General features: G+C 39.2%; 21 protein-coding genes and 1 tRNA gene. 12 read left to right on the top strand and 10 right to left on the bottom strand.

The genetic code is table 11. The features are described 5' to 3' along the window. Positions 1–13: 13 nt before the first annotated feature. Positions 14–481: a type IV pilin protein gene (locus EMIN_RS09325; protein WP_012414382.1), complete on the bottom strand. Its 468-nt coding sequence runs from the start codon at positions 479–481 to the stop codon at positions 14–16. Between the two features lie 96 nt (positions 482–577). On the opposite strand from EMIN_RS09325, the gene EMIN_RS01045 reads away from it, so the two are divergent. From EMIN_RS01045 to EMIN_RS01070, 6 genes are all read left to right on the top strand, one after another. Beyond that, positions 578–651, top strand: a tRNA-Glu gene (locus EMIN_RS01045). A 194-nt stretch (positions 652–845) separates the two neighbouring features. Beyond that, positions 846–1,640 carry a hypothetical protein gene (locus EMIN_RS01050; RefSeq protein WP_012414383.1) on the top strand — a complete coding sequence of 265 codons (795 nt, stop codon included), beginning with the start codon at positions 846–848 and terminating at the stop codon, positions 1,638–1,640. 28 nt (positions 1,641–1,668) lie between these two features. Further along, entirely contained in the window at positions 1,669–2,742 is a 1,074-nt protein-coding gene (ychF, locus tag EMIN_RS01055; RefSeq protein WP_012414384.1) for a redox-regulated ATPase YchF, read from the top strand. An 8-nt stretch (positions 2,743–2,750) separates the two neighbouring features. Continuing rightward, positions 2,751–3,824, top strand: coding sequence for a hypothetical protein (locus EMIN_RS01060; protein ID WP_012414385.1), 1,074 nt, complete (start codon positions 2,751–2,753; stop codon positions 3,822–3,824). Then, positions 3,821–5,023 (top strand): 23S rRNA (uracil(1939)-C(5))-methyltransferase RlmD, encoded by a 1,203-nt coding sequence (gene rlmD, locus EMIN_RS01065; protein WP_041691223.1) that lies wholly within the window; start codon positions 3,821–3,823, stop codon positions 5,021–5,023. Before EMIN_RS01060 ends, rlmD begins: the two co-directional genes overlap by 4 nt. Then, complete coding sequence (locus tag EMIN_RS01070) at positions 5,020–7,380, top strand: ATP-dependent helicase (RefSeq protein ID WP_012414386.1); 2,361 nt, start codon at positions 5,020–5,022, stop codon at positions 7,378–7,380. Before rlmD ends, EMIN_RS01070 begins: the two co-directional genes overlap by 4 nt. Positions 7,381–7,585: 205 nt before the next feature. Here EMIN_RS01070 and EMIN_RS09330 read toward each other — a convergent pair whose 3' ends face one another. The 3 genes from EMIN_RS09330 to dnaE all read right to left on the bottom strand — a co-directional run bounded on the left by EMIN_RS09330 (position 7,586) and on the right by dnaE (position 12,073). Next, complete coding sequence (locus tag EMIN_RS09330; RefSeq protein WP_012414387.1) at positions 7,586–8,050, bottom strand: type IV pilin protein; 465 nt, start codon at positions 8,048–8,050, stop codon at positions 7,586–7,588. Between the two features lie 120 nt (positions 8,051–8,170). Then, entirely contained in the window at positions 8,171–8,395 is a 225-nt protein-coding gene (locus tag EMIN_RS01080; RefSeq protein WP_012414388.1) for a hypothetical protein, read from the bottom strand. A 174-nt stretch (positions 8,396–8,569) separates the two neighbouring features. After that, the gene (dnaE, locus tag EMIN_RS01085; RefSeq protein WP_012414389.1) at positions 8,570–12,073 is read right to left on the bottom strand and encodes a DNA polymerase III subunit alpha; all 3,504 of its coding nucleotides are present in this window, start codon (positions 12,071–12,073) and stop codon (positions 8,570–8,572) included. 52 nt (positions 12,074–12,125) lie between these two features. Here dnaE and EMIN_RS01090 point away from each other — a divergent pair, with 52 nt between their 5' ends. Genes EMIN_RS01090 through mutL form a run of 3 tightly spaced genes read left to right on the top strand, consistent with a single transcriptional unit; the run spans position 12,126 to position 17,057 of the window. Beyond that, positions 12,126–12,662: an NUDIX domain-containing protein gene (locus EMIN_RS01090; protein ID WP_012414390.1), complete on the top strand. Its 537-nt coding sequence runs from the start codon at positions 12,126–12,128 to the stop codon at positions 12,660–12,662. Positions 12,663–12,665: 3 nt separating this feature from the next. Further along, positions 12,666–15,221: a DNA mismatch repair protein MutS gene (gene mutS, locus EMIN_RS01095; protein ID WP_012414391.1), complete on the top strand. Its 2,556-nt coding sequence runs from the start codon at positions 12,666–12,668 to the stop codon at positions 15,219–15,221. Positions 15,222–15,230: 9 nt separating this feature from the next. Then, positions 15,231–17,057 carry a DNA mismatch repair endonuclease MutL gene (gene mutL / locus EMIN_RS01100; protein ID WP_012414392.1) on the top strand — a complete coding sequence of 609 codons (1,827 nt, stop codon included), beginning with the start codon at positions 15,231–15,233 and terminating at the stop codon, positions 17,055–17,057. A gap of 49 nt (positions 17,058–17,106) precedes the next feature. Here mutL and EMIN_RS09335 read toward each other — a convergent pair whose 3' ends face one another. The 4 genes from EMIN_RS09335 to EMIN_RS01120 form a co-directional block, all read right to left on the bottom strand. Further along, complete coding sequence (locus tag EMIN_RS09335; protein WP_012414393.1) at positions 17,107–17,598, bottom strand: type IV pilin protein; 492 nt, start codon at positions 17,596–17,598, stop codon at positions 17,107–17,109. A gap of 11 nt (positions 17,599–17,609) precedes the next feature. Then, the gene (locus EMIN_RS01110) at positions 17,610–18,218 is read right to left on the bottom strand and encodes a SagB/ThcOx family dehydrogenase (protein ID WP_012414394.1); all 609 of its coding nucleotides are present in this window, start codon (positions 18,216–18,218) and stop codon (positions 17,610–17,612) included. A gap of 57 nt (positions 18,219–18,275) precedes the next feature. After that, on the bottom strand, positions 18,276–19,028 hold the full coding sequence (locus EMIN_RS01115; RefSeq protein ID WP_012414395.1) for a TSUP family transporter: 753 nt from the start codon (positions 19,026–19,028) through the stop codon (positions 18,276–18,278). 404 nt (positions 19,029–19,432) lie between these two features. Beyond that, complete coding sequence (locus EMIN_RS01120) at positions 19,433–19,855, bottom strand: hypothetical protein (RefSeq protein ID WP_012414396.1); 423 nt, start codon at positions 19,853–19,855, stop codon at positions 19,433–19,435. A 115-nt stretch (positions 19,856–19,970) separates the two neighbouring features. On the opposite strand from EMIN_RS01120, the gene EMIN_RS01125 reads away from it, so the two are divergent. Further along, complete coding sequence (locus EMIN_RS01125; RefSeq protein WP_012414397.1) at positions 19,971–20,651, top strand: phosphoribosylaminoimidazolesuccinocarboxamide synthase; 681 nt, start codon at positions 19,971–19,973, stop codon at positions 20,649–20,651. Between the two features lie 370 nt (positions 20,652–21,021). Here the strand turns inward: EMIN_RS01125 and EMIN_RS01130 are convergent, their stop codons facing one another. Then, the gene (locus tag EMIN_RS01130) at positions 21,022–21,846 is read right to left on the bottom strand and encodes a radical SAM protein (RefSeq protein WP_012414399.1); all 825 of its coding nucleotides are present in this window, start codon (positions 21,844–21,846) and stop codon (positions 21,022–21,024) included. 4 nt (positions 21,847–21,850) lie between these two features. Then, positions 21,851–22,900, bottom strand: coding sequence for a three-Cys-motif partner protein TcmP (gene tcmP / locus EMIN_RS01135; protein WP_012414400.1), 1,050 nt, complete (start codon positions 22,898–22,900; stop codon positions 21,851–21,853). Positions 22,901–23,031: 131 nt separating this feature from the next. Here tcmP and EMIN_RS01140 point away from each other — a divergent pair, with 131 nt between their 5' ends. Then, positions 23,032–25,002, top strand: a complete 1,971-nt coding sequence (locus tag EMIN_RS01140; RefSeq protein WP_012414401.1) for a site-specific DNA-methyltransferase — start codon at positions 23,032–23,034, stop codon at positions 25,000–25,002. 1 nt (position 25,003) lies between these two features. Then, entirely contained in the window at positions 25,004–26,740 is a 1,737-nt protein-coding gene (locus EMIN_RS01145) for an ATP-dependent nuclease (protein ID WP_012414402.1), read from the top strand. The last annotated feature ends 1 nt before the right edge of the window (position 26,741 follow it).

Below are 26,741 nucleotides of genomic sequence, written 5' to 3' on the forward strand. Positions count from 1 at the left end.
GGGGGTTTTTAAATTATTTAAAAACGTATGCGTTGTAACTTGGTCCGCCCGTACCGTTTGGTGTTGGGCTACCGGTAATTGTTTTACAGACTGCGTTAGCATTAGCGTTTTCCGGTAATGCCCTGCATTCTTTTGTTCCCTTAAATTTTGTAGCTTTGTCAAAATAAATTATGTGAACCATAGAGGTGTCTTTACTAAAGATTATTAATGCTGCCTCTCCGTTGGGTCTAACGTCAAAACCAATATGAAATTCACTGCTTGCCGGGATATCAATGTCCAGGTCCGCTGGGTTTGCCGTGTATACGTTATTTTCTAAATAATATCTTTCCTCAGCGTCAGCTATGGCTTTACCCATTAATTGAAACTGTGTATAACGGCTTTTTAAAACGGCTCTGTTATATTGCGGCAAAGCTATCGCGGCCAAAATGCCTATAATAAGGACAACTACAAGTAATTCTATTAATGTAAAACCTTTTTCCATAAGGGCTCCTTTTTTTGTTTCAGCTTATTATACAATTATTACTTAAAACGGATTGGTATAATTTGGTAAAATATAAAGGTCAATTTTGTGGTTTTTGTCCCGTTCGTCTAGCGGTCCAGGACATCGCCCTCTCAAGGCGGAGATCACGGGTTCAAATCCCGTACGGGACGTATTTTTAAACCCCCTTTACGGGGGTTTAAAAATACGCTTATTAATAAAAGCAAAGCACTGCTTTGCGGTGATTTGAAAATATACTTATTTTGTTTGTGGCGTAAGCCTGTTTTGCCGTTGCTGAAATACTTGTAATACGGAAACCTATCTTCTTCTATCGTTTTTCTTGTATCTGAAAATAAGGCGGAACTTTATGAAAAAAATATTGTTTTTGGTATTTATTTTGTTTGCCGGCGCCGCGTTTGCCCAAAACAAATCGGCAAGTTTTGATTTGGCTTTTCAAATGTCAAATTATGAATACAGAGAACCGGAGGTTGATGTTAAACTTTCAGGCCCTAAATATGGTATGTCGGGCGATTTTACCGCCGGCGGCGTGGGGACAAGCACTCCGCTTTTTTTATCTTTACAAGGTTTGTTTATGCTCGGCAACATAGAATACGAAGGCAGTGTTGTAAATACTTCCACCGGGCAAACCAGCGCGTATACGGCTGACGGTATAAAAGATTTTTATATTGAAGGTCGGGCTTTATTGGGAGTCTCTTTTGAAATACCAAAAACTTCTTTAGAATTATGGCCTTATTTCGGTTTGGGGTACAGATATTTGTTTAACGGTATGGGTGAAGTGCAATACGGGTATGACAGGGAATCGCGGTATACTTACGCGCCTTTGGGTTTAAAGGCTGTTTTAAAAGCAAGTGAGAGCTGGCTTTTTTCACTTAATGCGGAATACAATCTTTTTTTAAGCGGTACGCAAAGAAGTGATTGGAACGGCTGGATAGAAAATGAGCAGGAAAAGGGTTATGGCATGCGCTTTAGCGCCAGAATAACAAAAAATTTCGAAAAAATTGGTTTGTTTATTGAGCCTTTTTTCAGGTATTGGCATATAAAAGATTCTAAGATTGCCGGTGTGCCCGGCACAACTTTATATATTTATGAGCCTGAAAATAAAACAAAAGAAACAGGCTTAAAACTGGGTATAACTTTTTAATTATCATAATAACAGAGAGAACAGAAAAATGGAAATAGGAATAGTAGGACTGCCTAACGTAGGCAAATCAACGCTTTTTAACGCTTTAACATGCGCGGGCGCGGAGGCAAGTAATTACCCCTTTTGTACAATTGAACCGAATGTCGGCATAGTTGCCATACCGGACCGCAGGCTTGACCGTTTACAACAGGTTTTCGGCCCGCCTAAAAAAACTCCCGCGGCTATTAAATTTGTTGATATTGCGGGTATTGTTGAAGGCGCCAGCAAAGGCGAAGGTTTGGGAAATAAATTTTTAGCAAATATCCGCGAAGTTGACGCTATTATCCATGTCGTAAGGCTTTTTGAAGATGAAAATGTTACGCATGTCATGAACTCTGTTGATCCTTTGCGCGATGTTGAAATTATTGAAACTGAGCTTATGCTTGCCGATTTGGAAAGCGTTGAAAAAATGCTTCCCCGTCTTGAAAGCGCGGCCAGAAGCGGCAAAAAAGAAGCTGTTGCCCAGCTTGAAATAATTAAAAAAATTAAAAAATGTTTGGAAGACGGCAATCAGGTAGCTTCGCTCGGACTTGATAAAGAAGAGTTAAAGGAATTTCAATTTTTAACCGCAAAACCCATTCTTTATGTGGGCAATAATTCCGAAACTCCCAATAAAGAAAATGCCGCTAAACTTGCCCGGTACGCGCAAAAAAATAACGCCGGGTTTGTGGAACTTTGCGTTAAATTTGAGTCTGACATAGCTGAATTATCCGATGAGGAAAAACACGCTTTCTTGCAAGATATAGGCAGCGAATACACGGGGCTTGAAAAAATTGTGCGCGAAGGTTTAAAACTTCTTAACCTTTGCACCTATTTTACGGCCGGTACGGAAGTTGAGGTAAGAAGCTGGCTTATTCCCTTGGGCTGCGCCGCGCCACAGGCGGCGGGTAAAATTCATACTGATTTTGAAAAGGGCTTTATCCGAGCCGATGTATACACCTTTGAAGATATTGATAAATGGGAGTCTGAAAAAGTGCTTAGGGAAAAGGGCCTCATACGCTCGGAAGGCAAAGAATATATTGTAAAAGACGGAGACGTTTGTTTATTTAAAGTTAACGCATAAGGGTTTCTATGAAAAAAAGCCGTGAAGAAATTGCTGAAATGGAACCGGAAGAGTATGATAACTATTTAAAGAATCTTACTGAAGAGGACCGTGAGGAAGAGAATATTATCCGCGCTAAAGAAGATGCCGAGTTTGACTTGGAGGTTGAGCGTATTAAAATAAGCGGACAGTATAAATTTGACCACGAAAAAATAAACAAAATGTCAGAGGCGGAAAGCCGCGCCTTTTTGAAAAAGCTTTCGTCTGAAGATCTTTCCCTTTATACAAAAGAATTTATAGCTCTTTCAAATGAGCGTACAGAAAAAGTACCACAAAGTTTCAAATTCCATATTGTTATATCAATTATTTTAGGCGCCGTTGTTGTTTGGTTTTTAGGAGGTCCTGCTTTGGAGGCTTTTACAAGCCTGGAAACGGTGCCAAAAATTGTTTTTATTTTGATAATATCGGCACTAATCCTTCCTGCGCTTTGGGCGTACTTTAGAGAAAAGAAAATAGAAAAAATTTGCCGCAAATGCGGATTTTCTTTAGTAAAAGATGATTACGCGAAGTATAAAATGAAAAATGAACTGCAAGATATCGCTGTTTTTAGAAACAGGCCCCGCAATATACTTAGAAGGGAGATAACAATTGCTACCAGTAAAATGGTTTCCTTAAATATAACAGGCAAAAGAGCATATATGCTGGAAGTTTGCTATGAATGGGACCTGGGTAGGTTCAGTGGAGAAAAAAAGGCGCAGGCCATAGTGTTGGAAGCTAGAGAAGCGCAGCCTTATATAAAGATAGCTCCTAAGCCAAAATTTTTTACTATATTAAAATTTTTCTACAAACCTTTAAATAAAAATTTTAACGGGATTTCGGTACACAAACGCTATAAGCTTTACTGTGCTCCTGAATATGAACAACGCGCGCTTGATAGTTTGATGCGGGTTTTGCCAAGAATAGAAAAAGGTAATTTTGTTGTGGAAATATGCGGCAAGTGGATTACCGTAATAAAATTTAGCAATACAAGTAATTTTGATAAGTTTGTTGCTTCCGCTTTGCCTATAGCGGAAAATTTTGATACTGACAGGAATTATAGATGACAAAAATTTGCAAGCACTTTAACTTTTGCGGCGGCTGCCAGAATATGGACGTTGCGTATGAAAGGCAGGTTAACCTTAAATGCGGCGAGGTTAAAGGCCTTTTGCGTCCTTTTTGGGATAAAGAAATTTTTGTGTATGAAAGTCCTTCAAAAGAATTTTATAGAAATAAAATTGAAGTGGGCTTTTGCAACCAGGTAGTTTGGGAACGTCCTTTTGATAAAAAATTTAAGCGTGATAAAACAAAGCCGCTTGAGTTTGAGCAGGCGCTCGGTTTTAAAGTAAAAGGCTGTTGGGACCGCGCCGTTGATATACAGGACTGTATTATTTTTGAACCTTATTTAATTAATTTGCTTAACGCGGTACGCGCCTGGGCTAAAGAACAAAATATCGCTTACTATGACCAGCGCAAACATACGGGCGTACTTCGTAATATAATGCTGCGCTGCGGTAAAAACACCGGTGATCAAATGGTTGTTTTAATCGCCGCTAATGACAGTTTTAATACGGACGGTTTTGTTAAGGCTGTTGAAAGCGTGTTGCCTAAAGCTAATATTTTGCTTGCTGTTAACGACGGTCTTGCCGATGTCGCAAAAACGCAAAACGCCAAAGTTTTAAAAGGGCAAAGCGCAATAAAAGAAACAATTAAATTAAGCGATACCGAACCTGTTTTTACATTATCCGCCCAATCATTTTTTCAAACAAACACTTTCGCCGCGCAGTTAATGTACCAAAGAGTGCGTGACATAATTAAAAAAATATCACCTAAAATAATTTACGATTTTTACGGCGGAGCGGGCAGCTTTAGCTTAACCTGCGCCGATTTAGTTGAAAAAAGTTTTTGCATAGAATCAGTGCCCGAGGCTGTTGCCGACGGCGCGGAAAACGCCAAACTAAATAAAATAGAAAATGTTTCTTTTGTGTGCGATAAGGTTGAGGATTATGTAAAGAAAAACAAATTAAGCACGCGCGATTCTTTAATTATTTTAGACCCGCCCCGGGGCGGAATGCATCCCGCGGCGGAACAGGCTGTGGCGGGTTCGGGCGTGCCTTATATAGTTTATATTTCGTGTAATCCCGTTACGCTTGCAAGGGATTTAGAGGCTATTACAAAAAACTATAATATTAAAAATATTGAAGCTTTTGATTTTTTCCCCAACACAAAACATATTGAAACTTTAGTAGAGTTAGAACTTAAATGAGTATAGATTATCTTTTACAATCGCTTAACCCGATGCAGCAGGAGGCCGTTTTACACCAAAACGGGCCGTGTCTTATTATAGCCGGCGCGGGCACGGGCAAAACCAAAACTTTAACGACAAGGATAGCCGCTTTAATAGAAAACGGCGTAAACCCTAACCGCATACTTGCCGTTACTTTTACAAATAAAGCCGCCGCGCAAATGCGTGAACGCGTGGAAGCGCTTGCCCCCGGGCAAAGCGGCAGAGTTTGGATACACACTTTTCACAGCTTCGGTGTGCGTCTGCTCAGGCAAAACGCGCATTTGTTAAAACTTACCAAAGACTTTGCTATTTATGATGAAAGCGAACAGAAAAAAATAATAACTTTAGTTTTGCAGGAAATGGGCCAAAAGGACGCTAAAAAAGAAATTAACCAATATATTTCTTTAATATCGCGCGCTAAAGACGATATGATTGACCCTGAAAGTTTTGCCATTTCCGCTTTGGCTTCCAATATTGATTTTAAAATACGCGCGGCGGAAGTCTACAAAAGATATCAAAATAAATTAAACGCCGCAGGCGCTTTGGATTTTGGCGATTTGCTTGTTAAAACGGCCGAGCTTCTTAAAAATAATGAAGACGTGCGCGAGTATTACCAAAACATCTTCCAGCACATTTTAGTTGACGAGTACCAAGACACCAACCATACGCAGTATATTATTACCCGCACGCTTGCTTATAAGCACCGCAATCTTTGCGTGGTGGGCGATCCGGACCAAAGCATTTACTCCTGGCGCGGCGCGAATATAAGAAATATTTTAGAATTTGAAAAAGATTTCCCCGACGCTAAAATAATAACGCTTGAGCAAAATTACCGCTCCACCCAAATTATTTTAGACAGTTCCAATAAACTTATTAAAAAAAATAAAAAACGTAAAGACAAAAGCTTGTATTCCAATAAAACATCGGGCGAGCCTATTGAAGTGCGGGAACTTCTTACCGAAGGGGAAGAAGCCAGATGGACGGCGCAAAATATAGCTAATTTAATTGAAGATGGCGCAAGTTTAAATGATATCGCCGTTTTTTACCGTACAAACGCGCAGTCAAGAAATTTTGAAGACAATTTTAGAAAATACCAGCTGCCTTACCGTCTTATCGGCGCGGTAAGGTTTTATGACCGCAGGGAAATTAAAGATATTTTAGGGTACGCGCGCGTTTTGGTTAATCCGCTTGATACCGTGAGTTTGTTGCGTATTTTAAACACGCCTAAAAGAGGCATAGGTAAAACAGCGGAGGAAAAGTTTTTAGAATACGCCAACCTGCATAATATTTCGCTTTACCAGGCTTTGCAAAGAAGCGCTTTTGTTGAAGGCCTTACGCCTACCGCAAGGCGCGCGGCGCAGGAATTTATTAATTTAATGGATACTTTAAGGTTAGAACTTAAAGTAACAAGCCCCACGGATATCGTTAATAAAATTTTAACGCTTTCTGGTTATTGGAAAGCTGTTGAAGACGAAGTAGAAAAAGATTTGGAAGCCGGCGCCAGGTTAGACAACTTACAAGAACTTGTTAACGCTGTAAAAGAGTATGAGGAACGAATGGCAAGAACGGAGAGAGAGGCGTCCCTTTCTGATTTTGTGCAGGAAATTTCCTTAATTACCGGAGCTGACGAAAAGCAGGATTCTTCCGCCGGAGCGGTTACTTTAATGACTGTGCATTTGGCAAAAGGGTTGGAGTTTCCCGTGGTGTTTGTAAGCGGGTTGGAAGAAGGCCTTTTCCCTCTTTCAAGTAAAGACGATGACGACCTTGAGGAAGAACGCCGCCTTTGTTATGTTGCCATGACGCGCGCTAAAGACCGTTTGTTTATGACGTACACAAGCACACGCAGAATTTTCGGTAAAATGTACACAAATCTACCTTCCAGATTTTTATTTGAAAGCGGCCTTATTACGGAAGAGCAGGAAGGCCCCTTAAACCGCCAAAGCACGGTTATGCCAAATTACGGCGGGTATAAGACTAAGTACGGCTCCAAATACGGTGAAACGCAAAACAGGCCTTCTTTTAAACCTTTCTTCGCGGCTCCTAAAAAACAAAAAAAATATGATGAGCATGGTTATGAAATAGAAGAGCAGGAAGGGGATTACGGCGCGCCTATAGGCTGCGCGCCTTTAGGAATAGCCGGAGAAAACGAAGCTCCCGCGGTACACGTTTCGGCGCAAGGCCCAAGAACGGGGCAGCGTGTCAGGCACGGCGTTTTTGGCGACGGTAAAGTTATTGTAATAGCAGGCTCCGGTGAAGCGGCAAAAATAACCGTTATGTTTGCTAACGGAGTAAAAAGAACCTTCATGCTTAAATACGCGCCTTTACAGCTTTTATAAATAAAAGGCATAAAAAAATCCCTTACAATTATGTAAGGGATTTTTTTTATGAGAGTACGGAAAACCTTCTGCCAAAGCCGGGGGATGGATAGTCTCTTGATTTCACAATACCTCCGCCTTGCCGGTGTGGAGGTGTTGTTGAGTGAAACCCTAAAATGAAGTTTTGAAACAAAAAACCCCCTGGCGTGAGCCTGAGGAGTTTTATTTAAAAAATAAAAGACGGATAACCTGTCCCGCCCGCGCCGTCAGGCGTATTTTTACCTGTTAACGATTTGCATACTGATATGGCCTTTTCGTTGGTGGAAAGCGCCCTGCATTCTTTTATTGAAGGTCTTGCTGTAGATTTGGCGAAATAAGATACATACTGTAAAGCCCCGTCCTTGCTGGTCATTACCAAAGCGGCGTGTCCGTCACCGCGTATGTCAAAGTAATAAGAATAGTTGGCGTTGGAAGGAAGTTCAATATCAAGGTTGTTAACATCGTTTGTATAAGAGCCTTCGGCAAGATAATACCTTTCCTCTGCGTCCGTAACCGCCTTAACCATAATAAAAAGCTGGGTGTAGCGGCTTTTCATAACGGCTTTTTGGTATTGGGGCAGCGCTATAGCCGCCAAAATACCTATTATTAAAACCACAACAAGCAGTTCTATTAATGTAAATCCCTTCCTCATAACCGTACCCCTTTTTAATATTTGTTGACAAAAGATATTTATATTCTAACAAAATAATTTTTAAAAAATAAATAAAAAAACCGCGCATTTTATTGCGCGGTTTTTTATGAAATTCTAAGCTTATTTGGCGTTAACCATTTTTGCTCTTGAGATATCACCTTTTTTGTCTAAGAAATAAAGATAACCTTTTTCTTTTTTGATACCTGTTTTTTCAACTTTTTTTGCTTTGCCGCCTTTTTTGCCGCCGCGTGCCATTTGAACTTTAGCAACGTCGCCGTCTTTATCTATAAAATAAAGAAATCCGTCTTCACGGGTAACACCAACTTTTTGAACTTTTTCTGCCATACTGTTTTTCCTCCTGGGAAAGTACTTTAAATGCCTTACGAGAAAAGTTTAATAAATATTACTTGATTTTGCAATAGGCATTTTACTTCGGAAAGAAAAAACAGGCTACGTCAAAGGCATTTGTGCTAAAAAAGCGTATAAATATGATAATATTGCGCTTTTGTAAACGGCGGTTTATTTTTCAAATGTCCAGGAGTTTTCGCCCAAAGTGTTTTCTATATGGTCAATAAGCGCTTTATGAAGCACTATTTTATGCTGTGAACGTACTAGAAATGGGGCCTTGTCTTCGTCGGGGGATTCTATATTAAAATATACTTCCGTAATGCCTTTACCGCGCTCTAAAAGGGTGTTTAAAAGCCTGGAGTTGGTTTCCGAATATCCTTTCGGTATGTCAATGGTTACCTTGGCCGCCGCGCGTGAAATAACGGGAATAATGCTTTCTATATTGGAAACCATTATTTCCGTCCTGGCACTTTCCTCATCCGTTTTAATATCGCCCGTTAAATAGACTATAGCGTTATTTTCAATTTTTTCGGCTATTTCGGCATATACCCTTGAATAAGCGTTTGCCGACATTTGGCCCGTTTCGTCTTCAATAATAAATTGAGCCCAGTCTTCTTTACGTTTATTTTGCCGTTTTTTTACTCTAGTTATAATGCCCAAAATATTAACTGCGCCTTTTATATTGTTTTCGTTAATTTCTTCTATGGTAACGGATTTTATTTTATCCATATGCTTTTTATATTTGGCTAGAGGATGTCCAGAATTATAAAAACCCAAAACTTCTTTTTCCATTTCCAAAAGCTGTTCCTGCTTTAAAGGGCGGGGGGCGGTTTTAGTTTCTTTTTTCTTCACGCTTACAAAAGCGGAAGAATCTTCCCCGAAAAGGCTGCATATTGAGGATTCTTTTTCTTCTTTTATTTTAGCCGTAATTTCAAGCATGTCTTCCATTTCGGCAAGCATTACCGCGCGCGCTGAGTTGGGCGTTTTACCAGGAATAAGAGAGTCTAACGCGCCGGCTTTTATTAAAGATTCTATAGTTTTTTTATTTGAAGCTTTAAGGTCAATGCGTTCTAATAAGTCCTGAAACCCGCAATAAGGCCTGTCGCCTCTGGCTGATACTATGGAAGCGGCGGCTTCGGTGCCTACGTTTTTAACCGCCTCTAAACCGAAGCGTATAATTTCTTTTCCGTTAACTTCTTCTATTGAAAAATTTTCTTTAGAATGGTTTACATCCGGACCCAGGGTCTCAAAACCCATTTTTTTTGCTTCTTCGATGTAAGTTACTATTTTATTTTCTTTATCGTCGGATCCTATGGCATTATGCCCGATTTCGTTTGTAAGCAGCGAACACATAAACTCAATAGGGTAATTGGCTTTTAGATACGCTGTTTGGTAAGAAACAAGCGCGTAAGCGACAGAATGTGATTTGTTAAAACCGTAGCCGGCGAATTTGCTCATTTGTTCAAAAATTTTATCCGCGGTTTTAGGGTTTATTTTTTTGCCCGCACACCCGTTTACAAAGTTAACTCTGGCTTTTTCCATTTCGTCAACTTTCTTTTTACCCATTGCTTTACGCAAACTGTCGGCCTGTCCGGGTGTAAAACCTCCTAATAATTTGGACAGCTCCATAATTTGTTCCTGGTAAACCATAGTGCCGTAAGTTTCTTTTAAAACGGGTTCCATAAGGGGAGTGTCATAGGTAATTTTTTCCTGTCCGGCTTTACGGCGCACAAAACTTTCCAACATGCCCGATTCCATGGGGCCGGGGCGGTACAAAGCCACAAGAGCGGAAATATCACTAAATTCGGAAGGCTTTAACCTTTTAACCAAGTCTCTCATGCCGCCGCTTTCTAATTGGAATATACCAAGCGTTTTGGCAGAGGAAAGAAGCTCATAAGTTTTTTTGTTATCCAAAGGAATATTGTCTATATCAATATCAATACCGCGCATGTTTTTTATAATGTCAACGGCGTTATCTATAATTGTTAAGGTTCTAAGTCCCAAAAAGTCTATTTTTAGAAGGCCAAGGTCGTCCGCTAAAATACCGCCTTCATATTGGGTTGTAATCGCTTCTTTTGAGCCCCTTGCCAGCGGCGCGTATTTGGAAACTTCCTCACGGGTAACCACAATACCCGCGGCGTGTATACCCGCGTGTCTTTTTAAACCCTCAAGTTTTTTGGCGAAATCAAAAAGTTTTGCCGTTTGCGGGTTTGAGGCTATTTCCTGCTTTAATTCTTTTACGGTTTCAATGGCCGAATCAATGGTAGTGCCTAAATCATTAGGAATAAGCTTTGTTATGCGGTTTGACTCGGACACGGGTATATTAAGCACTCTGGCCACGTCTTTTACAGCCATTTTTGCTTTCATTGTGCCAAAGGTTATAATTTGCGCCACGTTAGTTTCGCCGTATTTGTTGCGGACATAGTTTATAACCTGTTCGCGGCCTTCGTCCGAAAAGTCGATATCCAAGTCAGGCATGCTAAGACGGTCGGGGTTTAAAAAACGTTCAAAAAGAAGTCCGTTTTTAATAGGATCAACTTTTGTAATGTTTAAACTGTACGCCACTATAGAGCCGGCGCCGCTGCCGCGCCCCGGCCCTACGGGAATATGGTTTTGCCTTGCGTAATCTATAAAGTCCGCCACAATTAAAAAGTAGCTTGAAAAGCCCATTTTGCCGATAACGCCCAATTCATAATCAAGCCTTTCCTGGTAATTAGGGGGTATAATCCCGCTCATTTTTTTAGCAAGGCCTTCCTGGCATAAATTTTTTATATAAGAATCTGTATCCGAAAAAGAGGGGGGTATATCAAAAACAGGCAAAACGAAGCCGCTTTTAGGCATTACAACATTACATTTTTCTGCCACTTCTAGGGTATTGGAAACAGCCTCGGGTATATAGGAAAAAAGCTCGGCCATTTCCTGGGCGGATTTAAAATAAAGTTCATGGGTGGAGGATTTTAAACGGTTAGGATCATCTAAAGTTTTACCCATAGAAATACACATATGTATGTCGTGGGCCTGCCAGTCTTCCTGCTTTTCATAGTGGCAGTCGTTTGTGGCCACAACGGGTATGCCTGTTGATTTGGACACTTCTATAAGTTTAGGAAGTATAATTTGCTCTTCCTCAATACCGTGGTCCATAAGTTCAATATAATAATTGCCTTTGCCTAAAATGCTTTCATAGGTTTTGGCGTACTCACAGGCCTGCGCAAAAGTGCCGTTAAGCAGTTCTTGGGAAACTTCCCCCTTCAAACAGCCCGAAAGCGCCATAATGCCTTTTGCGTGTTGGGCCAAAATATCCTTATCTATACGGGGATGGTAGTAAAAACCGTCAAGCCACGCTTTGGAAATAAGCGCCATTAAATTTTGGTACCCTTCATAATCTTTGGCTAAAAGAGTAAGGTGGAATGTTTTATCAAGTCCTTTTTCTTTGTTCTTATGGCTGCCGTTAGTTATGTACGCTTCGCAGCCTATTATGGGCTTTATCCCCGCGGCCGCGGCGTTTTTATAAAAATCCATAGCGCCGTACATGTTGCCATGGTCGGTTATAGCCATGGCTTTAAACCCGTCCGCCGCTACTTGTTTTAAAAATTTAGACGGCCCCTTTTCGGACAGCCTTAACATCCCGTCCAATAACGAGTATTCACTATGATTATGCAGATGTACGAATTCCATGATAAAATCCTATAAAAAAAGGGGGTTAAAAGGTATAATGTAAATAAAGCTTATGCATAAACATTATAATAAATTAAAAGAAACTAAGGTCAAAACGGGCGTTATTCACCGCGGAGTGGTGGGTTTTAACAAAGACACGGTTAAACTTATTGACGGCAGCGTAGTAACGCGCGAGTATATGGTTCATCCGGGAGCCAGCGCTGTTTTACCTGTAATAGACGATAAGGTTGTGCTTGTTGAGCAATATCGTTACCCCGTGGGCAGAACCACATGGGAAATACCGGCCGGCAAAATGAAAAAGGGCCAAACCCCGCTTGCCTGCGCCAAAGCCGAGCTTAAAGAAGAAACCGGCTACAGCGGCAAAGTTAAAAAACTTATCTCTTTTCACCCCTGCTGCGCTTTTTCAGACGAAGTTTTGCACATTTTTACAGCTACGGACTTAAAACCGGGCAAAACAAATCCCGATGAGGACGAATTTTTAAATATTAAGCTTTTTCCTTTAAAAACGGCTTATAATATGATAAAAAAGGGCGTTATAAGAGACGCTAAAACTATTATCGCTTTATCTTTATATAAAAATATGGAGTAACCGATGCAGGAATCCAAACAGCTTACCCCTTTAATGAGACAGTATAATGACATTAAAAGTAAAAACACCGACTTAATAGTGTTTTTCCGTTTGGGGGATTTTTACGAAATGTTTGATTCCGACGCGCGCGAAGCAAGCCGTATTTTAGGTATAGCCTTAACACAGAGAGGCGGCGTGCCTATGTGCGGGGTACCCTACCACGCGGCGGCCAATTATATAAGCAAAATTATTAAAGAAGGTAGAAAAGTAGGCATTTGCGAGCAGGTAGGCACGGGGGAAGGAAAAAGCAAACTTTTTGAACGTAAAATAGTGCGTGTTATAACGCCGGGCACTGTTATTGAGGATAATATGCTTCAAAGCAATGTAAGCAATTACCTCGTTTGTGTTTTTACTGATAAAAAAGGCTGGGGAGCCGCCGCTATAGACGTATCCACGGGTGAGTTTTGGGTAACCGAACAGGCGGACGATATTTCTTTAAACGGACTTTCCTGCATGCTGGCTGCTTTAAATCCTGCGGAAATACTTTTAGACAAAATTACTTTAGACAGAGTAAAATCATCAATGATGATACCGGGCAGCGTAGCCACAACGATAGTGCCCAGGGAAGAATCTTCCCAAATCCCTTCCAACTGGCCTTCGCAAAGCGTATGGGCAGGCAAAAAAACAGCCTTAACATGCGCTCTTACGGCAATAAAATACATTAATGTTAACGAGCCGGGTTTTAAAGATTTGCTTATTCCTTTTTACAAAGAAATTTCTGATTATCTTGCGCTTGATGAAAACGCCGTACGTACGCTTGAACTTGTAAGCCAAAACGGCGCGCGCAAAGGCAGTCTTTGGCATTTATTGGATTTTACTGTAACTCCTATGGGTGGCAGAACGCTTAAAAATTGGATTTTAAACCCGCTGTTAAACCTTGCAGATATTGAAAAAAGGCAAAATTGCGTAAGCAATTTTTATGACAACCCTTTGGCCTATGAGGAACTTAAAGTTATTCTAGCCGATATCAGTGACATTGAACGCATTATGAGCAGGGTAGGCACAGGTAACGCGGGGCCCAGGGATTTGGCGGGGCTTGCGCGTTCTCTTGCGGTGCACGGGGCTTTAAAAAACTGGTTTGACAAATACGGGGCTGTGGTTCCTTATTTAAAAGAAAACATTTTATCTAAAATCACGGTTATTGAAGATTTAGCTAACCTTTTAAACTCCGCTATAGAACCTAACCCGCCCATTAAAATATCCGACGGCGGTATAATAAAACAAGGTTTTAATGCGGAGCTTGACGATTTAAGAAACACAAAAAACAACAGCAGCAAAACCCTCGCCGAACTTTGCGAGCGTGAAAAAGCGAAAACCGGCATAAGCACTTTAAAAGTGGGGTTTAACTCGGTATTCGGTTATTATATTGAAGTAAGTAAAGGCCAGTCCGGCAAAGTGCCTTTCAGTTATACCAGAAAACAAACTTTAACCAACGCCGAACGTTTTATTACCGAAGAACTTAAAGAAATTGAAGATAAAATTTTACACGCGGAAGAAAAGATTTTGCGTTTGGAAACAAGCCTTTTTGACAGCGTGCGTAAACATTTGGCCGAACATATCGGCGTTATGCGCTCGTTTGCAAAAGCGATAGCTGAGTTAGACGTTTACTCTAACCTGGCGCACTGCGCCAAAGTTTATAAATTTACAAAACCTGTTATTGATGAAAGCAATATTTTAAAAGCCGCTGATTTAAGACACCCCGTTGTTGAGGCCTGTTTACCTCTTGGAAGTTTTGTTCCTAATGATATCGACCTTGGGGGCGAAACGCAGATATCCGTTATAACGGGGCCCAATATGGGCGGTAAAAGCGTTTATTTAAAACAGGCGGCGGTGTTAGTTATACTCGCGCAGATGGGTAGCTTTGTGCCCGCGGCGTCAGCGCATGTGGGTATTGTTGATAAAATTATGACCCGTATAGGCGCGCAGGACGCTATTGCCATGGGGCAAAGCACGTTTATGGTTGAAATGAAGGAAACGTCGCACATTTTAGCTTCCTGTACGCCAAAAAGTTTAATTCTGTTAGATGAAGTCGGCAGAGGCACAAGCACTTTTGACGGCATTTCAATAGCGTGGGCCATAACAGAATTTTTATATAAACCGCACGGCGGCGGCGCCAAAGTGCTTTTTGCCACGCATTATTTTGAACTTACGGATTTGGAAAATAAATATAAAGGCATAAAAAACTTTCACGCCGAAGTACAGGAATATAAAGACGCGGACGGGCAAAGTAAAATAGCTTTCCTTTATAAAATTAAAGAAGGCGCGGGGGATAAATCCTACGGCATACATGTCGGGGAGCTTGCGGGCCTGCCGGCTACTGTTATCGTGCGCGCTAAAAAAGTTATTAAAGATTTGGAAGCTAAAAAAGGAACAAGCGTATCAAAAAAAGAAGACGATATTGTGGGGGATTTATTTTCCAGCCCGATAGTTGAGGAAATTAAGCTTGTTAACACTGACGCTGTTACTCCGATGCAGGCTTTACAAATGATACTTGAGTGGAAAAAAAGAATTAACAGTTGAGTTTAAAGTATGGGTAAAATTAAAATTTTGGAAGAAAGCGTTGCCGCAAGAATAGCCGCCGGGGAAGTGATTGAGCGGCCCGCAGGCGTTTTAAAAGAACTTTTGGAAAACGCCGTTGACGCGGGGGCCGACACAATTAATATTGATATTGACGGGGCGGGAAAAAAACTTATAAGAGTTAATGACAACGGCTCGGGCATGAGTAAAGAGGATTTAACTTTATCTGTTGTACGCCATTCAACAAGTAAAATAAAAAATTTTGAGGATTTGGACTCTTTGGATACTTTTGGTTTCAGGGGCGAGGCACTGTATTCCGTGGCGGCTGTTTCAAAACTTTCCATTTCCAGCGCCGAGGAAGGCGGCAGCGGCAACAAAATTATTGTTGAAGGCGGTAAATTAATTTCCGTTTCGCCCTCGCCGAATATAAAAGGTACAACGGTTGAAGTAAAGGACTTGTTTTATAACACGCCCGCCAGGCTAAAATTTTTAAAGTCGGATAATTATGAACGTTCCCTTCTTTTAAAAGTAGTTGAGGAAAGCGCCCTTGCAAATTTACATGTTTCTTATAATGTACGTACGGACGGCAGGCTTGTATACTCTTTTTTAGCCTCAAACGGTGATTTTAAAAAGACTGTAATCCAAAGAGCGGGGCAAATTTTAGGCGCGGAGATAGCTGTCTCTTTAATATCCGTTGAAGATGAACGCTTTGGTTTTAAAGCTTTTTTAACGCCGTTAAGCAAACTTACAGCCGTGCGTGATTTACAATTTTTCTTTATTAATAAAAGGCCTTTAACAAGCAAAACTTTACAACAGGCAGTATACAAAGCTTACCATGGCAGGCCTAAAGACAGGCACCCCGCTTTTATTGTTTTTATGAATATGCCAGCTGCTGACTTTGACGTTAATATACACCCTCAAAAGCGTGATGTGAAATTTGCACAGGAAAACGCCGTATTCGGTTTTTTAATGAATGTTACGCAGCGCGCTTTAACCGGCGCGGCCCAGCCTGTTGATATAAATATTACTCCGGCGTCTCCGCCCGCGGCTACTATGGAATTTAGCTTCGCCAAACCCCGCGCGGAAGAACCTTCATACAAACCTTTCGGACAAAATATTGTTGAGGAAAATGTTTTTGCCCCTATAAGTAAACAGGCGGTTGTAGTAAAAGATTTTGAGGACCCTGTTTCTTATAATCCCGAACCTGCAGAGCCTAAAAAAGAAATGGGCGCGCATGTTCAAACGGACAATCCTTCCTGGTGGCAGGGGCCTTACAGATTTTTAGGTTCACTACATAAAAGTTATTTGATTTACGAAACCGAACTCGGCCTTATGCTTGTTGACCAGCACGCCGCGCGCGAAAGAGTTTTGTATGAAGAGTACCTTAAAAAGATGGAAGAAAATGAGCTCGGCATACAACCCTTAATGTTCCCGGTTACGGTTGATTTGCCCGCCAGTAATGTTGAAAATTTAATGCTTTGGAAAGACTGGCTTAAAACAGCGGGTTTTGAAATTGAGCAGTTTTCACCCAGGACTGTACTGGTAAACGCCGTGCCCAACATTTTCAGGTTTAAAGAAGACAGCCTTAAAGAATTTATAGTAAGCCTGGCCGGTATTGTGGGCGATCCTCTGAAAAGCTCTGACGAGCTTAAAAAGAAAACGGTTGCCATGTTAGCCTGCAAGAAATCAATTAAAGCAAAAGAAGACGTGAGCATGGCGGAGGCCGACGCCTTACTTTTAGATTTAAAAAGATGCCAAGACGGCATGCATTGCCCGCACGGGCGGCCTGTTATGGTGTCTTTAAGCGCGGCCGAGCTTACCAAAAAATTTGGCAGATAAAAAAATACCCGGTTTTAGCCGGGTATTTTTTTAAAACTTTTTGGGTTTATTAACAATCCGTAAGTGTGCTTCCGCTTGATACTTTGCATTTGTAGCCTAAACTTTTGCAAAGCTCTTTGAGTTTGTTGAAATTGTTTACGCCGCTAAACATATAACAAAGTAAGCCGTCTTCGGTAGAAGCTATTCTGTAGCCTTCGTAAGAGCTGCCTACCCTTCTGCCTGTAACGTGGGGGCTGTTTGTATTAAACATATAAACAAACTTGCCGCAGTCATAAGAAATTACTGTTCCGCTTGTGGTTGAAGCAGTCGCGCAGTTTGACGGTAATGAAATGTCAAGCTCGCTTGCGGGGTCGGACGGGTATGTTCCTGTTGCAAGAAAATATCTGTTTTCCGCTTCAAATAAAGCTTTAGTGTTTATGGCGATTTCTGACGTTCTGCTCTTTTCTACGGCTTTTGTGTATTGCGGCATTGCTATGGCGGCAAGTATTCCAATAATAAGCACAACAACTAAAAGCTCTATTAACGTAAATCCTTTTTTCATATTATTCCTTTTTATTTTGAAACTTTATTTTCTGTTTTTGGGTAACCTATAGGATGATTAAGTATTAATATTTTGTTTTTACCTAATTTAAGGGCTTCTTTTACAAAATTTTGATCCATTGAACCCCTTGGCACAGTGGCAAGACCCATGCCTGAAGCGAAGAGGGATATGTTTTGCGATACTATGCCCGCGTCTATATTAGCCCATCTTTCGGAGGATTTTTCCATATCCGCCGTAATATATAAGGTTACGGGCGCGTTATTAAGCCGGCAATCTTTATCAGAAATAAATTCTAAGGAGTGTTTGGTTACATTATAAAAATATGCGCCGCTTTTTAAACAGGCGTAAATTTCAATTTCCTGCTTGTTCATGGCGGTAGGATTGGTGCGTTTGCCGTCAGGCCTGTTAACGCCGGTTGTAGCCCAAAGCAGGTTAGATAATGTTTGATTATCAAGCTCTTTGTCTGAAAACTCGCGAACAGATTTCCTGTTATTGAAAGCCTGCATTAAAGGCAATCCTTTTTTAAGCTGGGGCGTTTTTAACGCAATATTTTTTGTATCTTGGGCAAAAATAAAGCTGGCCATAAAAATTAAAGTTGTAGCAAAAATAATTTTTTTCATAATTAAACCCTCCTGATTTTATATATTACAATCCTTTTTATTGTATGTAAAGCGGGATTAACACACCAAATCCCAAATATATTTTAGTGTAATAGCCGCACAGACAAAAATTATAAGAGGGCGGATAATTGCTTCCCCTTTTCTTTTTCCTATATAAACCCCTATCGAGGCTCCTAAAATATTAAAAGCCCCCATAATAAGGCCCAGTTTAATATTTACCGCACCTAAAGATAAAAAGAAAAATAATGCAAATATGTTGGAGCAGAAATTAAGTATTTTTGCTATAGCTGTTGAGCGCACTATATCAAAGCCGCAGTATTTTGTTAAAAACACCGCGTACATTGTGCCCGCGCCGGGGCCTAAAAAGCCGTCATACAAGGCTACTAAGGCCGAGGTAATTTTTGCCGCGCGTGCGGATTTATTTTCGGCTATTTGTTTTAATGCGGAGGACTGTAAATATTTTTTATTAATTATAAAAAAAGCGCAGGCGGGAATTATAATTATAACTATAAATTTAAGGTTATCGGGGTTAACCAAACGGCTTAACGCCGCTCCCAGGGCTGAAAATATTAAAGCAAGTACGGCTAAAATAATAATAAGATTTTTTTTAGTTTTTATATTTTTCCTAAACTTATAGGCGGCGGTTAAAGTTCCCATTGAAGACGACATTTTATTTGTGCCAAGAAGCAAAGCCGGATTAAGGCCGAAGGCCAGATAAGAAGGCAGCGTTATCAAGCCGCCGCCGCCGGCAAGGCTGTCAATAAAGCCGGCAAGCGTCATCATTAAAGATAAAAAGATAAAATCTACCATAAACCCCGGACTTTATTAAAATGTTATTATTTTTAAATTTTATCAAATATATTTTTGCTTTGTTTGAAGGGGTCGCAATAAGATAGGCTGCTTATTTCGCGTTGGCTGCCAAAAGCTGTCTTGTATAGTTTATTTATGTGTTAAAGTTAACGTAAGGCTGCTTTATAAAAATAAACTTGAAAATAAATTATGCGCTCTGTTAAATACTGGTTTGACCGTGTGGAAAACCCAAATACAACTCGACAGAGATATGTTTAAATGAATAGGGATAAAATTTTGTGTACCGTGGACACAAATATTAAAATATATAATACTGCTTAATAATCACTTAATAAAAGGCCTCTGTTTCGTGGGGATATAATATTTATAAGCGTCCGCGTATATTACAATTACACCCAAAGATTTTATGAGGGGATTACAAATTTATATAAATTGTTTAAGACAGTGTCTAATATATCTTTAAACGATATCATTTTGGCTATCAGCGCGAAAAAGGCGGCAAAGAAAATTACTGCGTATAAAAAATTAAAATTACGAACGAAAGAAGTTTTTCCCATAGTTATAAAAACGCGTAAAGTAAAAACAATAATAAGGGCTATAACGGGACTTGCATATATTAACTGTGCTCCAAACACCTTAATAGGAAGCGTCAAAAATTCAGAAGCGGCGAATACCGATAAAACAGTGAGGCCCGCAAAAACTATAATATCAAGTATTGAGTAGTATAATTTTCCATTTTTTTCAAAATCTATTTTAACGCCCAGAATACCAAAAATAAAAATTGCGTAAGTAAAGTATTTTAAATAGGAGGCTATGATTTCAACCATTTGTTATACTCCATAAAGCTACATGTTTTTTTGCAATTTTAAAGCGCGGTGTTTTAGGCTATGGATATTTTATATAATATTTTGGCGTTAAAAAGTGCGTAAAAGGAAAATTTAGATGAAACATGTATATGAAGGTAAAACAAAAACTGTTTTTGAACTTGAAAACGGCAACTATCTTTTAAAGTTTAAAGATGATGTAACCGGTACCGACGGCGTTTTTGACCCCGGCGCTAATACCGTGGGCCTTTCCATTGAAGGTATGGGAAAAGGCGGCTTAAGGCTTACCACCTATTTTTTTGAAATGTTGCAGAAAAACGGCATAAAAACCCATTATGTGAAATCCGATATAGAAAACAATAATATGGAAGTGTTGCCCGCCGCGCCTTTCGGCAACGGTATAGAAGTTATTTGCCGTTTTAAAGCCGTTGGCAGTTTTATGCGCCGTTACGGGCAATATGCTAAAGAAGGGCAGGATTTAAACGCTTTTGTCGAGGTTACTTTAAAAGACGATGAGCGCGGCGACCCGCCCATAACCAAGGACGCTTTGTCCGTGCTCGGAATTTTAACTAATGAGGAGTACGAATCTTTAAAAGAGCAAACCCAAGAAATTTGCAAAATGATAAAGGCCGAACTTGCCAAATATGATTGCGAACTTTATGATATTAAACTTGAGTTTGGCAGAAATAAAGGAGAGGTTATTTTGATTGACGAAATATCCGGCGGCAATATGCGCGTTTATAAAAACGGCAAAACAGTTGCGCCGCTTGAATTGGTTAAAATTGTTTTGGGCAACTAAAAAAGTATTTAACAAAAATTAAAAAGCAGGCTTTTCATAATATATGAAAAGCCTGCTTTTTAATGGAGCGGTTTGCAAAATGATAATCGTTAACAGTAAAAAATAATTGACCTGAACGGGTAAACACATATAGTAAAAACCCACGGGGCTATTTGTTCTAGAATGCACCGAAATGATGCAGTACTGTGGAACGAAGTTATAGAGGATTTAGCCAGGATACGTCCAGTTTTAGATATGCTTGACGCTATTAGGTAGTTCCTGAGGTCCCTTGCTATATCATGGGTGTTGTAAGTAAGATTGGTGCTCAAACTAGTTAGATTAGTTAGGCTAGTATCTATGTTCATTACCCATTATAGATACTAGTGCTAATCTAGAATATGTTTGATTGACCTACAGAACATACACATTGTTTAGGAGAATTAGAACAGTATGTAGGCTCAGTTACAGTTCCTTCCTTAATGTGATACTGTTTCTTATTTTTCTTACAGAATGTGACTACCTTATCTGCCAGTTCATTAAAGAAATTTTTATAATCCTTATACTCAGATACCTGCTTGTTGTAGTTAAGTCTACCAAATATAATTTTATCTACAAATGATAACTCTTCCAGTATCTCATCAAAGTTTTGGTCAATTATGTTGGGTGTAGGGTACGGCTCAATACTAACCCATGTTTTAAACCCTTTGTTGTGCAGATGGCGTAAAGAATCTATCCTCTTGCTCATAGGTGATGCAAATGGTTCCAGTTTCTTTCTAAATTTATCCTGTATTGTAATTAAGGTTATGCCAAACTCATTGTCTTTGCTCAGGTTAGCTAACTCTATAGGCAAAATACCCTTAGTTAAAGCGGTGCACCTAATACCACTCTTATTTAGTTTATCTATAATCTTCAGGCTCATCTCAGATACTTCTGGGTATTTATACATGAAAGGGTCTGTAGTAAAAGAAAGATGGACAAATTTTATTTTATCTTTGAGCCTAGGTATTTCTCGGTCAAGTATTTCTAAAGAATTTTCCACTAATTTAGGTTCAAGCCAGTCTTCATAGGTTTTAATCTTGCCAAACCTTTTAGCCATAAGCATAGCATAGCACGGGTATAAACATCCATGGGAGCAGTTTTCCGCATGATTGATGGTATAATCCCCATACTCAACGCCAGTCTTATATAGAAGTGTCTTTCTTTTAAATTTTTTCATATAGTTATACTTTATTGTATATAATTTCTATTCTATTATCGCGCTTATCATTGATGTAGAGGCTCTTTCCCTTGCGCTTGCAATTAGGCAATTCTTTTATACAAACAGTTTTATCATCCTCAAGTTTGCTAAATATTTCATTTGTATATTTTGGCAGCATACCAAGACTTATAGAAAGTTCATACAGTTGTGAATTTGTTATAGGGTCAGCATTTTTTATTGTGTTTATTAGGGTGTCTGCTTCTTCTTTAAAAGTATCATAAGTCATGGAAAACAAATCACCCTGCTTATCAAAATACTTTTCTGCCGCTTCTGCCGCATACAGAAATTTTTCTGCTCCCTTTATATTTTTTGATAGGAAGAATATAACATGCTGGGAGTTGCAGTCCTTATTCTTTAAACTTTTATAATAGGCAAAATGGGTTCTCATCTTACTCTGAAAAGCACTTCTTATGAGTTGTGCAAAGTCTTCAAGAGTATCGCATTCCTGAGCTTGCTCCTTAGCAATATCAAAATATTCCAAAAATTGAGCAACGGGCCTGTAGTAAACGTCTTCTTCCTCTCCCTTTAAAAACCTAAAAACATGGTACAGCGGGATGAAAATAAGAATTTCCAATTTGTCTCTATTAAAAATGTTGTCATAGGTATCTTTATTTAACTGAGTATATCCGAAAGGGTCAATAAAAAGTAAAGCATGCCCTTTAAACTTTAAAGACTTATTTATAAAAGAGTTGGCGTCCTCATTCGCAATTTTAATAAAAGGGTTATTTGCAACATCTACATTTTTTGACAGAAGTGGTATTTTTTTAGAATCCAAGTCGTTTAACAGCAAAAGAATTTTTTGGGATTGTAATGGTTTGATAGCATCTACAGCTACCATGGCACTCCCCTTCCCTCCATCTTCCGCTACCCCTTGCCCTGCAAACGGTTCTATTACGCTGACATTTGTGGCCCAGTCTTGCGTGTTCATTATTGGGAGATATGCCTTTAGGTACTCCTCATATATTTTTAGTTTAAGTTTTGTGTGAAATTTGATTTTGCCAGATGTGTCCATGTTCTTTTACCCCCAAAAGATAAATACTATAATTTAATTATATCACATCTCCCAAAACTGTCCAGATATTTTATTTGAACATTAATTTATATTTGATAGAATGAAATATACACATTGGGCAAGAGGGTACTATGGCAGACAAATTTAATAAAGAATCTTTAAATATAACAGAAGAAAAGCTAACTCAGTTTAAACAACTATTCCCAGAAGTTTTTAGTGAGGGCAAGGTGGACTTTGAACGCCTTAAGCTTACCCTTGGGGAACACACTGCAATATCTAATGAACGCTACGTGCTAAACTGGGCTAACAAGAGTGATGCCTTTACCGCCATACAAACCCCAACAACCAAAACCCTTTACCCTGCCGTCAAAGAATCAGTCAATTTTGATACCACTCAAAATGTGTTTATAGAGGGTGAGAACCTGGAAGTGTTAAAGATACTCCAAAAGTCCTACTTTGGCAAAATTAAGATGATATACATTGACCCGCCCTATAACACTGGCAATGACAATTTTATTTACCCAGACAAATTTGCCGAAACTAAAGAAGAGTACCTTAAAAAAATTAAAGAAAAAGATGAAGAGGGCTACCTGCTAAAAGAAGGCCTCTTCCGCAAAAACTCCAAAGAAAACGGGCAGTTCCACAGCAACTGGCTTAACATGATGTATCCCAGACTGTTCCTAGCTAAAAACCTGCTTAAAGACGATGGTGTTATTTTTGTGTCCATAGATGACAATGAGGTGCATAACCTGCGCCTGTTAATGAATGAAGTGTTTGGAGAAGATAATTTCAAAGCAATTTTCCCCAGAGTTACCAAAAAGGGTGGGAAGTCCTCAGAAGCAACCGCCAAGAACCATGACTACGTCTTGATGTATTCAAAAAATAATTCTTTTGCAGATATTATAGGGATAGCACATAATGATGATGGTTATAGTAACCAGGATGAGTTTTTCGAAGAAAGGGGATTTTATAAATTAAATCAGACCCTAGATTATGATTCTTTGGGATGGGTAAAGTCTCTTGACTACCCAATAGAAATTGGAGAGCATGTTTACTATGCTGGCGGGTCAAAGGAGAAATATGAAGAGCGGCATAGTGGCAAGCACGGACGTGCGGACTGGGGATGGAGATGGAGTAAAGACCTATTTGAGTTTGGTTTTAGTAACGGCTTTGTTGAATTAAAAGACTCTGGGAGTAGACCTAGGATATATACAAAAACTTACCAGAATGTAAAAATTGAGAAGGTCGGCAATAAATATGAAATTATAAACATAGACCGCTCAAAGCCTTTGTCAACACTTGAGTTTATTGAAAATAAATACTCCAACGATAATGCTACAAAGGTGATTGACGGCGTTATTGGGAAAGGCATTTTTGAATACACTAAGCCTCCAGAACTCATATCACAATTAGCACATTTAATAAATGAAAAAGATTTCTTTGTTTTGGACTTTTTTGCGGGTTCTGGTACTACTGCTCAGGCTGTAATGGAGTTAAATAAAGAAGACGGTGGGAAGAGAAAATTTATTTGTGTTCAACTGCCAGAAAAAACAGAAGAGACCTCAGAAGCTTTTAGGGCAGGATACAAAACTATATCAGAAATAAGTGCTGAGCGTATACGCCGTGCCATCAAAAAAATAGAAACAGAAACTAAAGCAGATAATACCATGTTTAAGGCCGAAGGCAAGCTGGACCTTGGGTTCAAGTTTTATAAATTAAAAGAATCTAACTTTAAAACATGGCGCAGTGATATGGTGTCCACTAAAGAAGACCTGGCAACCACTATCAATATGTTTGAAGACGCATTAAAGGACGGTGCAAAAGAAACCAATATTTTATGTGAACTATTGCTAAAACGGGGCTATGACCTTAACGTCCCTGTGGAAACAGCGGAAGTGGACAAAACCAAAATATACATAGTTAACAACGGGGAGCTGGTGGTATGCCTGGAGAAACTGTCAGACAAAGTTATATCCAAAATACTAGAGATTAAGCCCCAAAGGTGTTTAATGCTAGATAGTTTATTTGACGGCAAAGACAGCTTAAAAACCAACACCGTCTTACAACTCCAAGACGCAGAAATAGACCTAACGGTGGTATGATATGAAAATTAAAAATGTCCATATTCATAACTTTAGGTCCATACTAGATGCCGATTTCCCCTTGGAATCATATTCCATACTTGCGGGAGAAAATAATTCAGGAAAGACAACTTTTATTAATGCTTTACGAGTTTTTTATGAAGATATAAAATTTAACAAGGCAGAAGACTTTCCTAAAATGGAAACATCTGATGTAGAGTCTTGGATAGAGGTTGAGTTCATAACTGTACAAGAAGAGCAAGACTTATTAAAAGAAGAATATAGAAGTGCAGACAAGATACTAAGGGTTAGAAAGTATCTAGCATCCTCCTCTATAGAAATAAAGTCAACTCAAAGTAATATCTATGGGTACGAAAATGGTGTTTTGTCTACCACGCTCTTCTATGGTGCTAAAAATATATCCCAAGCAAAGTTGGGTAATATTTTGTATATCCCAGAGTTAAGTCGCACCGAAGAAGTTATGAATTTATCAAAAGCAGCGTCTCCATTAAAAAGCATTGTAGAATATGTTCTTGGTAAGATATTAAAAGCAAGTTCTTCTTTTTCTGAGCTAAATAAGGCCTTTGAGGTGTTTAACAAAGAATTCCAAGCAGAAAGTTCCCCAGAGGGATTATCTATTAACAAAATGAAAGAGGATATAAACTCTGAGCTTAAAGACTGGGGTGTTAGTTTGGGTATAAATATCAATGCGGTCTCTCCAGAAGTTATAACAAAAAATCTCCTCTCTCATTATTTGCAGGATTCTAAGCTGGGTGAACAGGAGATAAACACAAGCAGTGTCGGGCAAGGGCTTCAGAGACACATTATTTATTCTTTAATAAAAATAGCATCTAAATACCAAGACCCTAAAGAAATTAAAAAGAAAGATTTTTCTCCAGATTTTACGCTCATTTTATTTGAAGAGCCTGAAGCCTTTTTACATCCGTCGCAACAACAGATTTTAAACATAGATTTAGAGAGTATTGCTAAGGGAGATAATGAGCAAGTAATAGCAACTACACATTCCCCAATATTTGTTTCTAAAAATATAAACAATTTGCCCTCACTAATAAGATTGAGTAGGGAAGAGCGAAATAAATGGGAAACCAAAAGTTTTAATATTTCTAAAGAAAAACTGGAATTATTGCTGTCAGATAATGCGGGGCTTGAAGCCTGCTTCAAAAGCACTGTCGCCTTACCTGCTTGTCAAGAAGAACTGAAGAAAGCTTTGGCAAAATCTCTGGCCTCGGGTACATTGGAAGGTTTTTCTGGAAGTGATAAGGAAATTATGAATATTTGCATGTGGCTTGACACAGAACGAGCAAATGCTTTTTTTTCAAAACATGTAATAATATGTGAGGGGGCAACAGAAAAAGTTCTATTAGAGTATTTATTTGCAACGCATTGGAAAGATTTTGCTAAAAAACACATATATTGTCTGGATTCTTTAGGTAAGTTTAACATACATAGATTTATAAACTTATTTGATTCCCTAGGAATATATCATTCTGTTGTTTATGATTCAGATAACAATCGTGGTGTTCATGAAATAGTTAATAAATTTATTCAGAGTAAAAAAAGTGCGTACACACAAAACCTGTTAGCCTTATCTGGCGATGTTGAGTCTGAATTTGGGATTACTAAGCCAGCTAATACGCATTTGAAACCTGCTAACTTATTGTTGCATTTAATTAAAAATAAAATTACCCAGAAACAAATAGACTCCTTTAAGGAGAAGTTTAATTATCTTTCTATATAGG

Source organism: Elusimicrobium minutum Pei191 (assembly GCF_000020145.1).
GTDB lineage: Bacteria > Elusimicrobiota > Elusimicrobia > Elusimicrobiales > Elusimicrobiaceae > Elusimicrobium > Elusimicrobium minutum.

Bases quoted from the DNA above. Each gene is read 5' to 3' on its own strand.
- EMIN_RS09325 (WP_012414382.1), bottom strand. From the start codon at position 481: ATGGAAAAAGGTTTTACATTAATAGAATTACTTGTAGTTGTCCTTATT.
- EMIN_RS01050 (WP_012414383.1), top strand. From the start codon at position 846: ATGAAAAAAATATTGTTTTTGGTATTTATTTTGTTTGCCGGCGCCGCG.
- ychF (WP_012414384.1), top strand. From the start codon at position 1,669: ATGGAAATAGGAATAGTAGGACTGCCTAACGTAGGCAAATCAACGCTT.
- EMIN_RS01060 (WP_012414385.1), top strand. From the start codon at position 2,751: ATGAAAAAAAGCCGTGAAGAAATTGCTGAAATGGAACCGGAAGAGTAT.
- rlmD (WP_041691223.1), top strand. From the start codon at position 3,821: ATGACAAAAATTTGCAAGCACTTTAACTTTTGCGGCGGCTGCCAGAAT.
- EMIN_RS01070 (WP_012414386.1), top strand. From the start codon at position 5,020: ATGAGTATAGATTATCTTTTACAATCGCTTAACCCGATGCAGCAGGAG.
- EMIN_RS09330 (WP_012414387.1), bottom strand. From the start codon at position 8,050: ATGAGGAAGGGATTTACATTAATAGAACTGCTTGTTGTGGTTTTAATA.
- EMIN_RS01080 (WP_012414388.1), bottom strand. From the start codon at position 8,395: ATGGCAGAAAAAGTTCAAAAAGTTGGTGTTACCCGTGAAGACGGATTT.
- dnaE (WP_012414389.1), bottom strand. From the start codon at position 12,073: ATGGAATTCGTACATCTGCATAATCATAGTGAATACTCGTTATTGGAC.
- EMIN_RS01090 (WP_012414390.1), top strand. From the start codon at position 12,126: ATGCATAAACATTATAATAAATTAAAAGAAACTAAGGTCAAAACGGGC.
- mutS (WP_012414391.1), top strand. From the start codon at position 12,666: ATGCAGGAATCCAAACAGCTTACCCCTTTAATGAGACAGTATAATGAC.
- mutL (WP_012414392.1), top strand. From the start codon at position 15,231: ATGGGTAAAATTAAAATTTTGGAAGAAAGCGTTGCCGCAAGAATAGCC.
- EMIN_RS09335 (WP_012414393.1), bottom strand. From the start codon at position 17,598: ATGAAAAAAGGATTTACGTTAATAGAGCTTTTAGTTGTTGTGCTTATT.
- EMIN_RS01110 (WP_012414394.1), bottom strand. From the start codon at position 18,218: ATGAAAAAAATTATTTTTGCTACAACTTTAATTTTTATGGCCAGCTTT.
- EMIN_RS01115 (WP_012414395.1), bottom strand. From the start codon at position 19,028: ATGGTAGATTTTATCTTTTTATCTTTAATGATGACGCTTGCCGGCTTT.
- EMIN_RS01120 (WP_012414396.1), bottom strand. From the start codon at position 19,855: ATGGTTGAAATCATAGCCTCCTATTTAAAATACTTTACTTACGCAATT.
- EMIN_RS01125 (WP_012414397.1), top strand. From the start codon at position 19,971: ATGAAACATGTATATGAAGGTAAAACAAAAACTGTTTTTGAACTTGAA.
- EMIN_RS01130 (WP_012414399.1), bottom strand. From the start codon at position 21,846: ATGAAAAAATTTAAAAGAAAGACACTTCTATATAAGACTGGCGTTGAG.
- tcmP (WP_012414400.1), bottom strand. From the start codon at position 22,900: ATGGACACATCTGGCAAAATCAAATTTCACACAAAACTTAAACTAAAA.
- EMIN_RS01140 (WP_012414401.1), top strand. From the start codon at position 23,032: ATGGCAGACAAATTTAATAAAGAATCTTTAAATATAACAGAAGAAAAG.
- EMIN_RS01145 (WP_012414402.1), top strand. From the start codon at position 25,004: ATGAAAATTAAAAATGTCCATATTCATAACTTTAGGTCCATACTAGAT.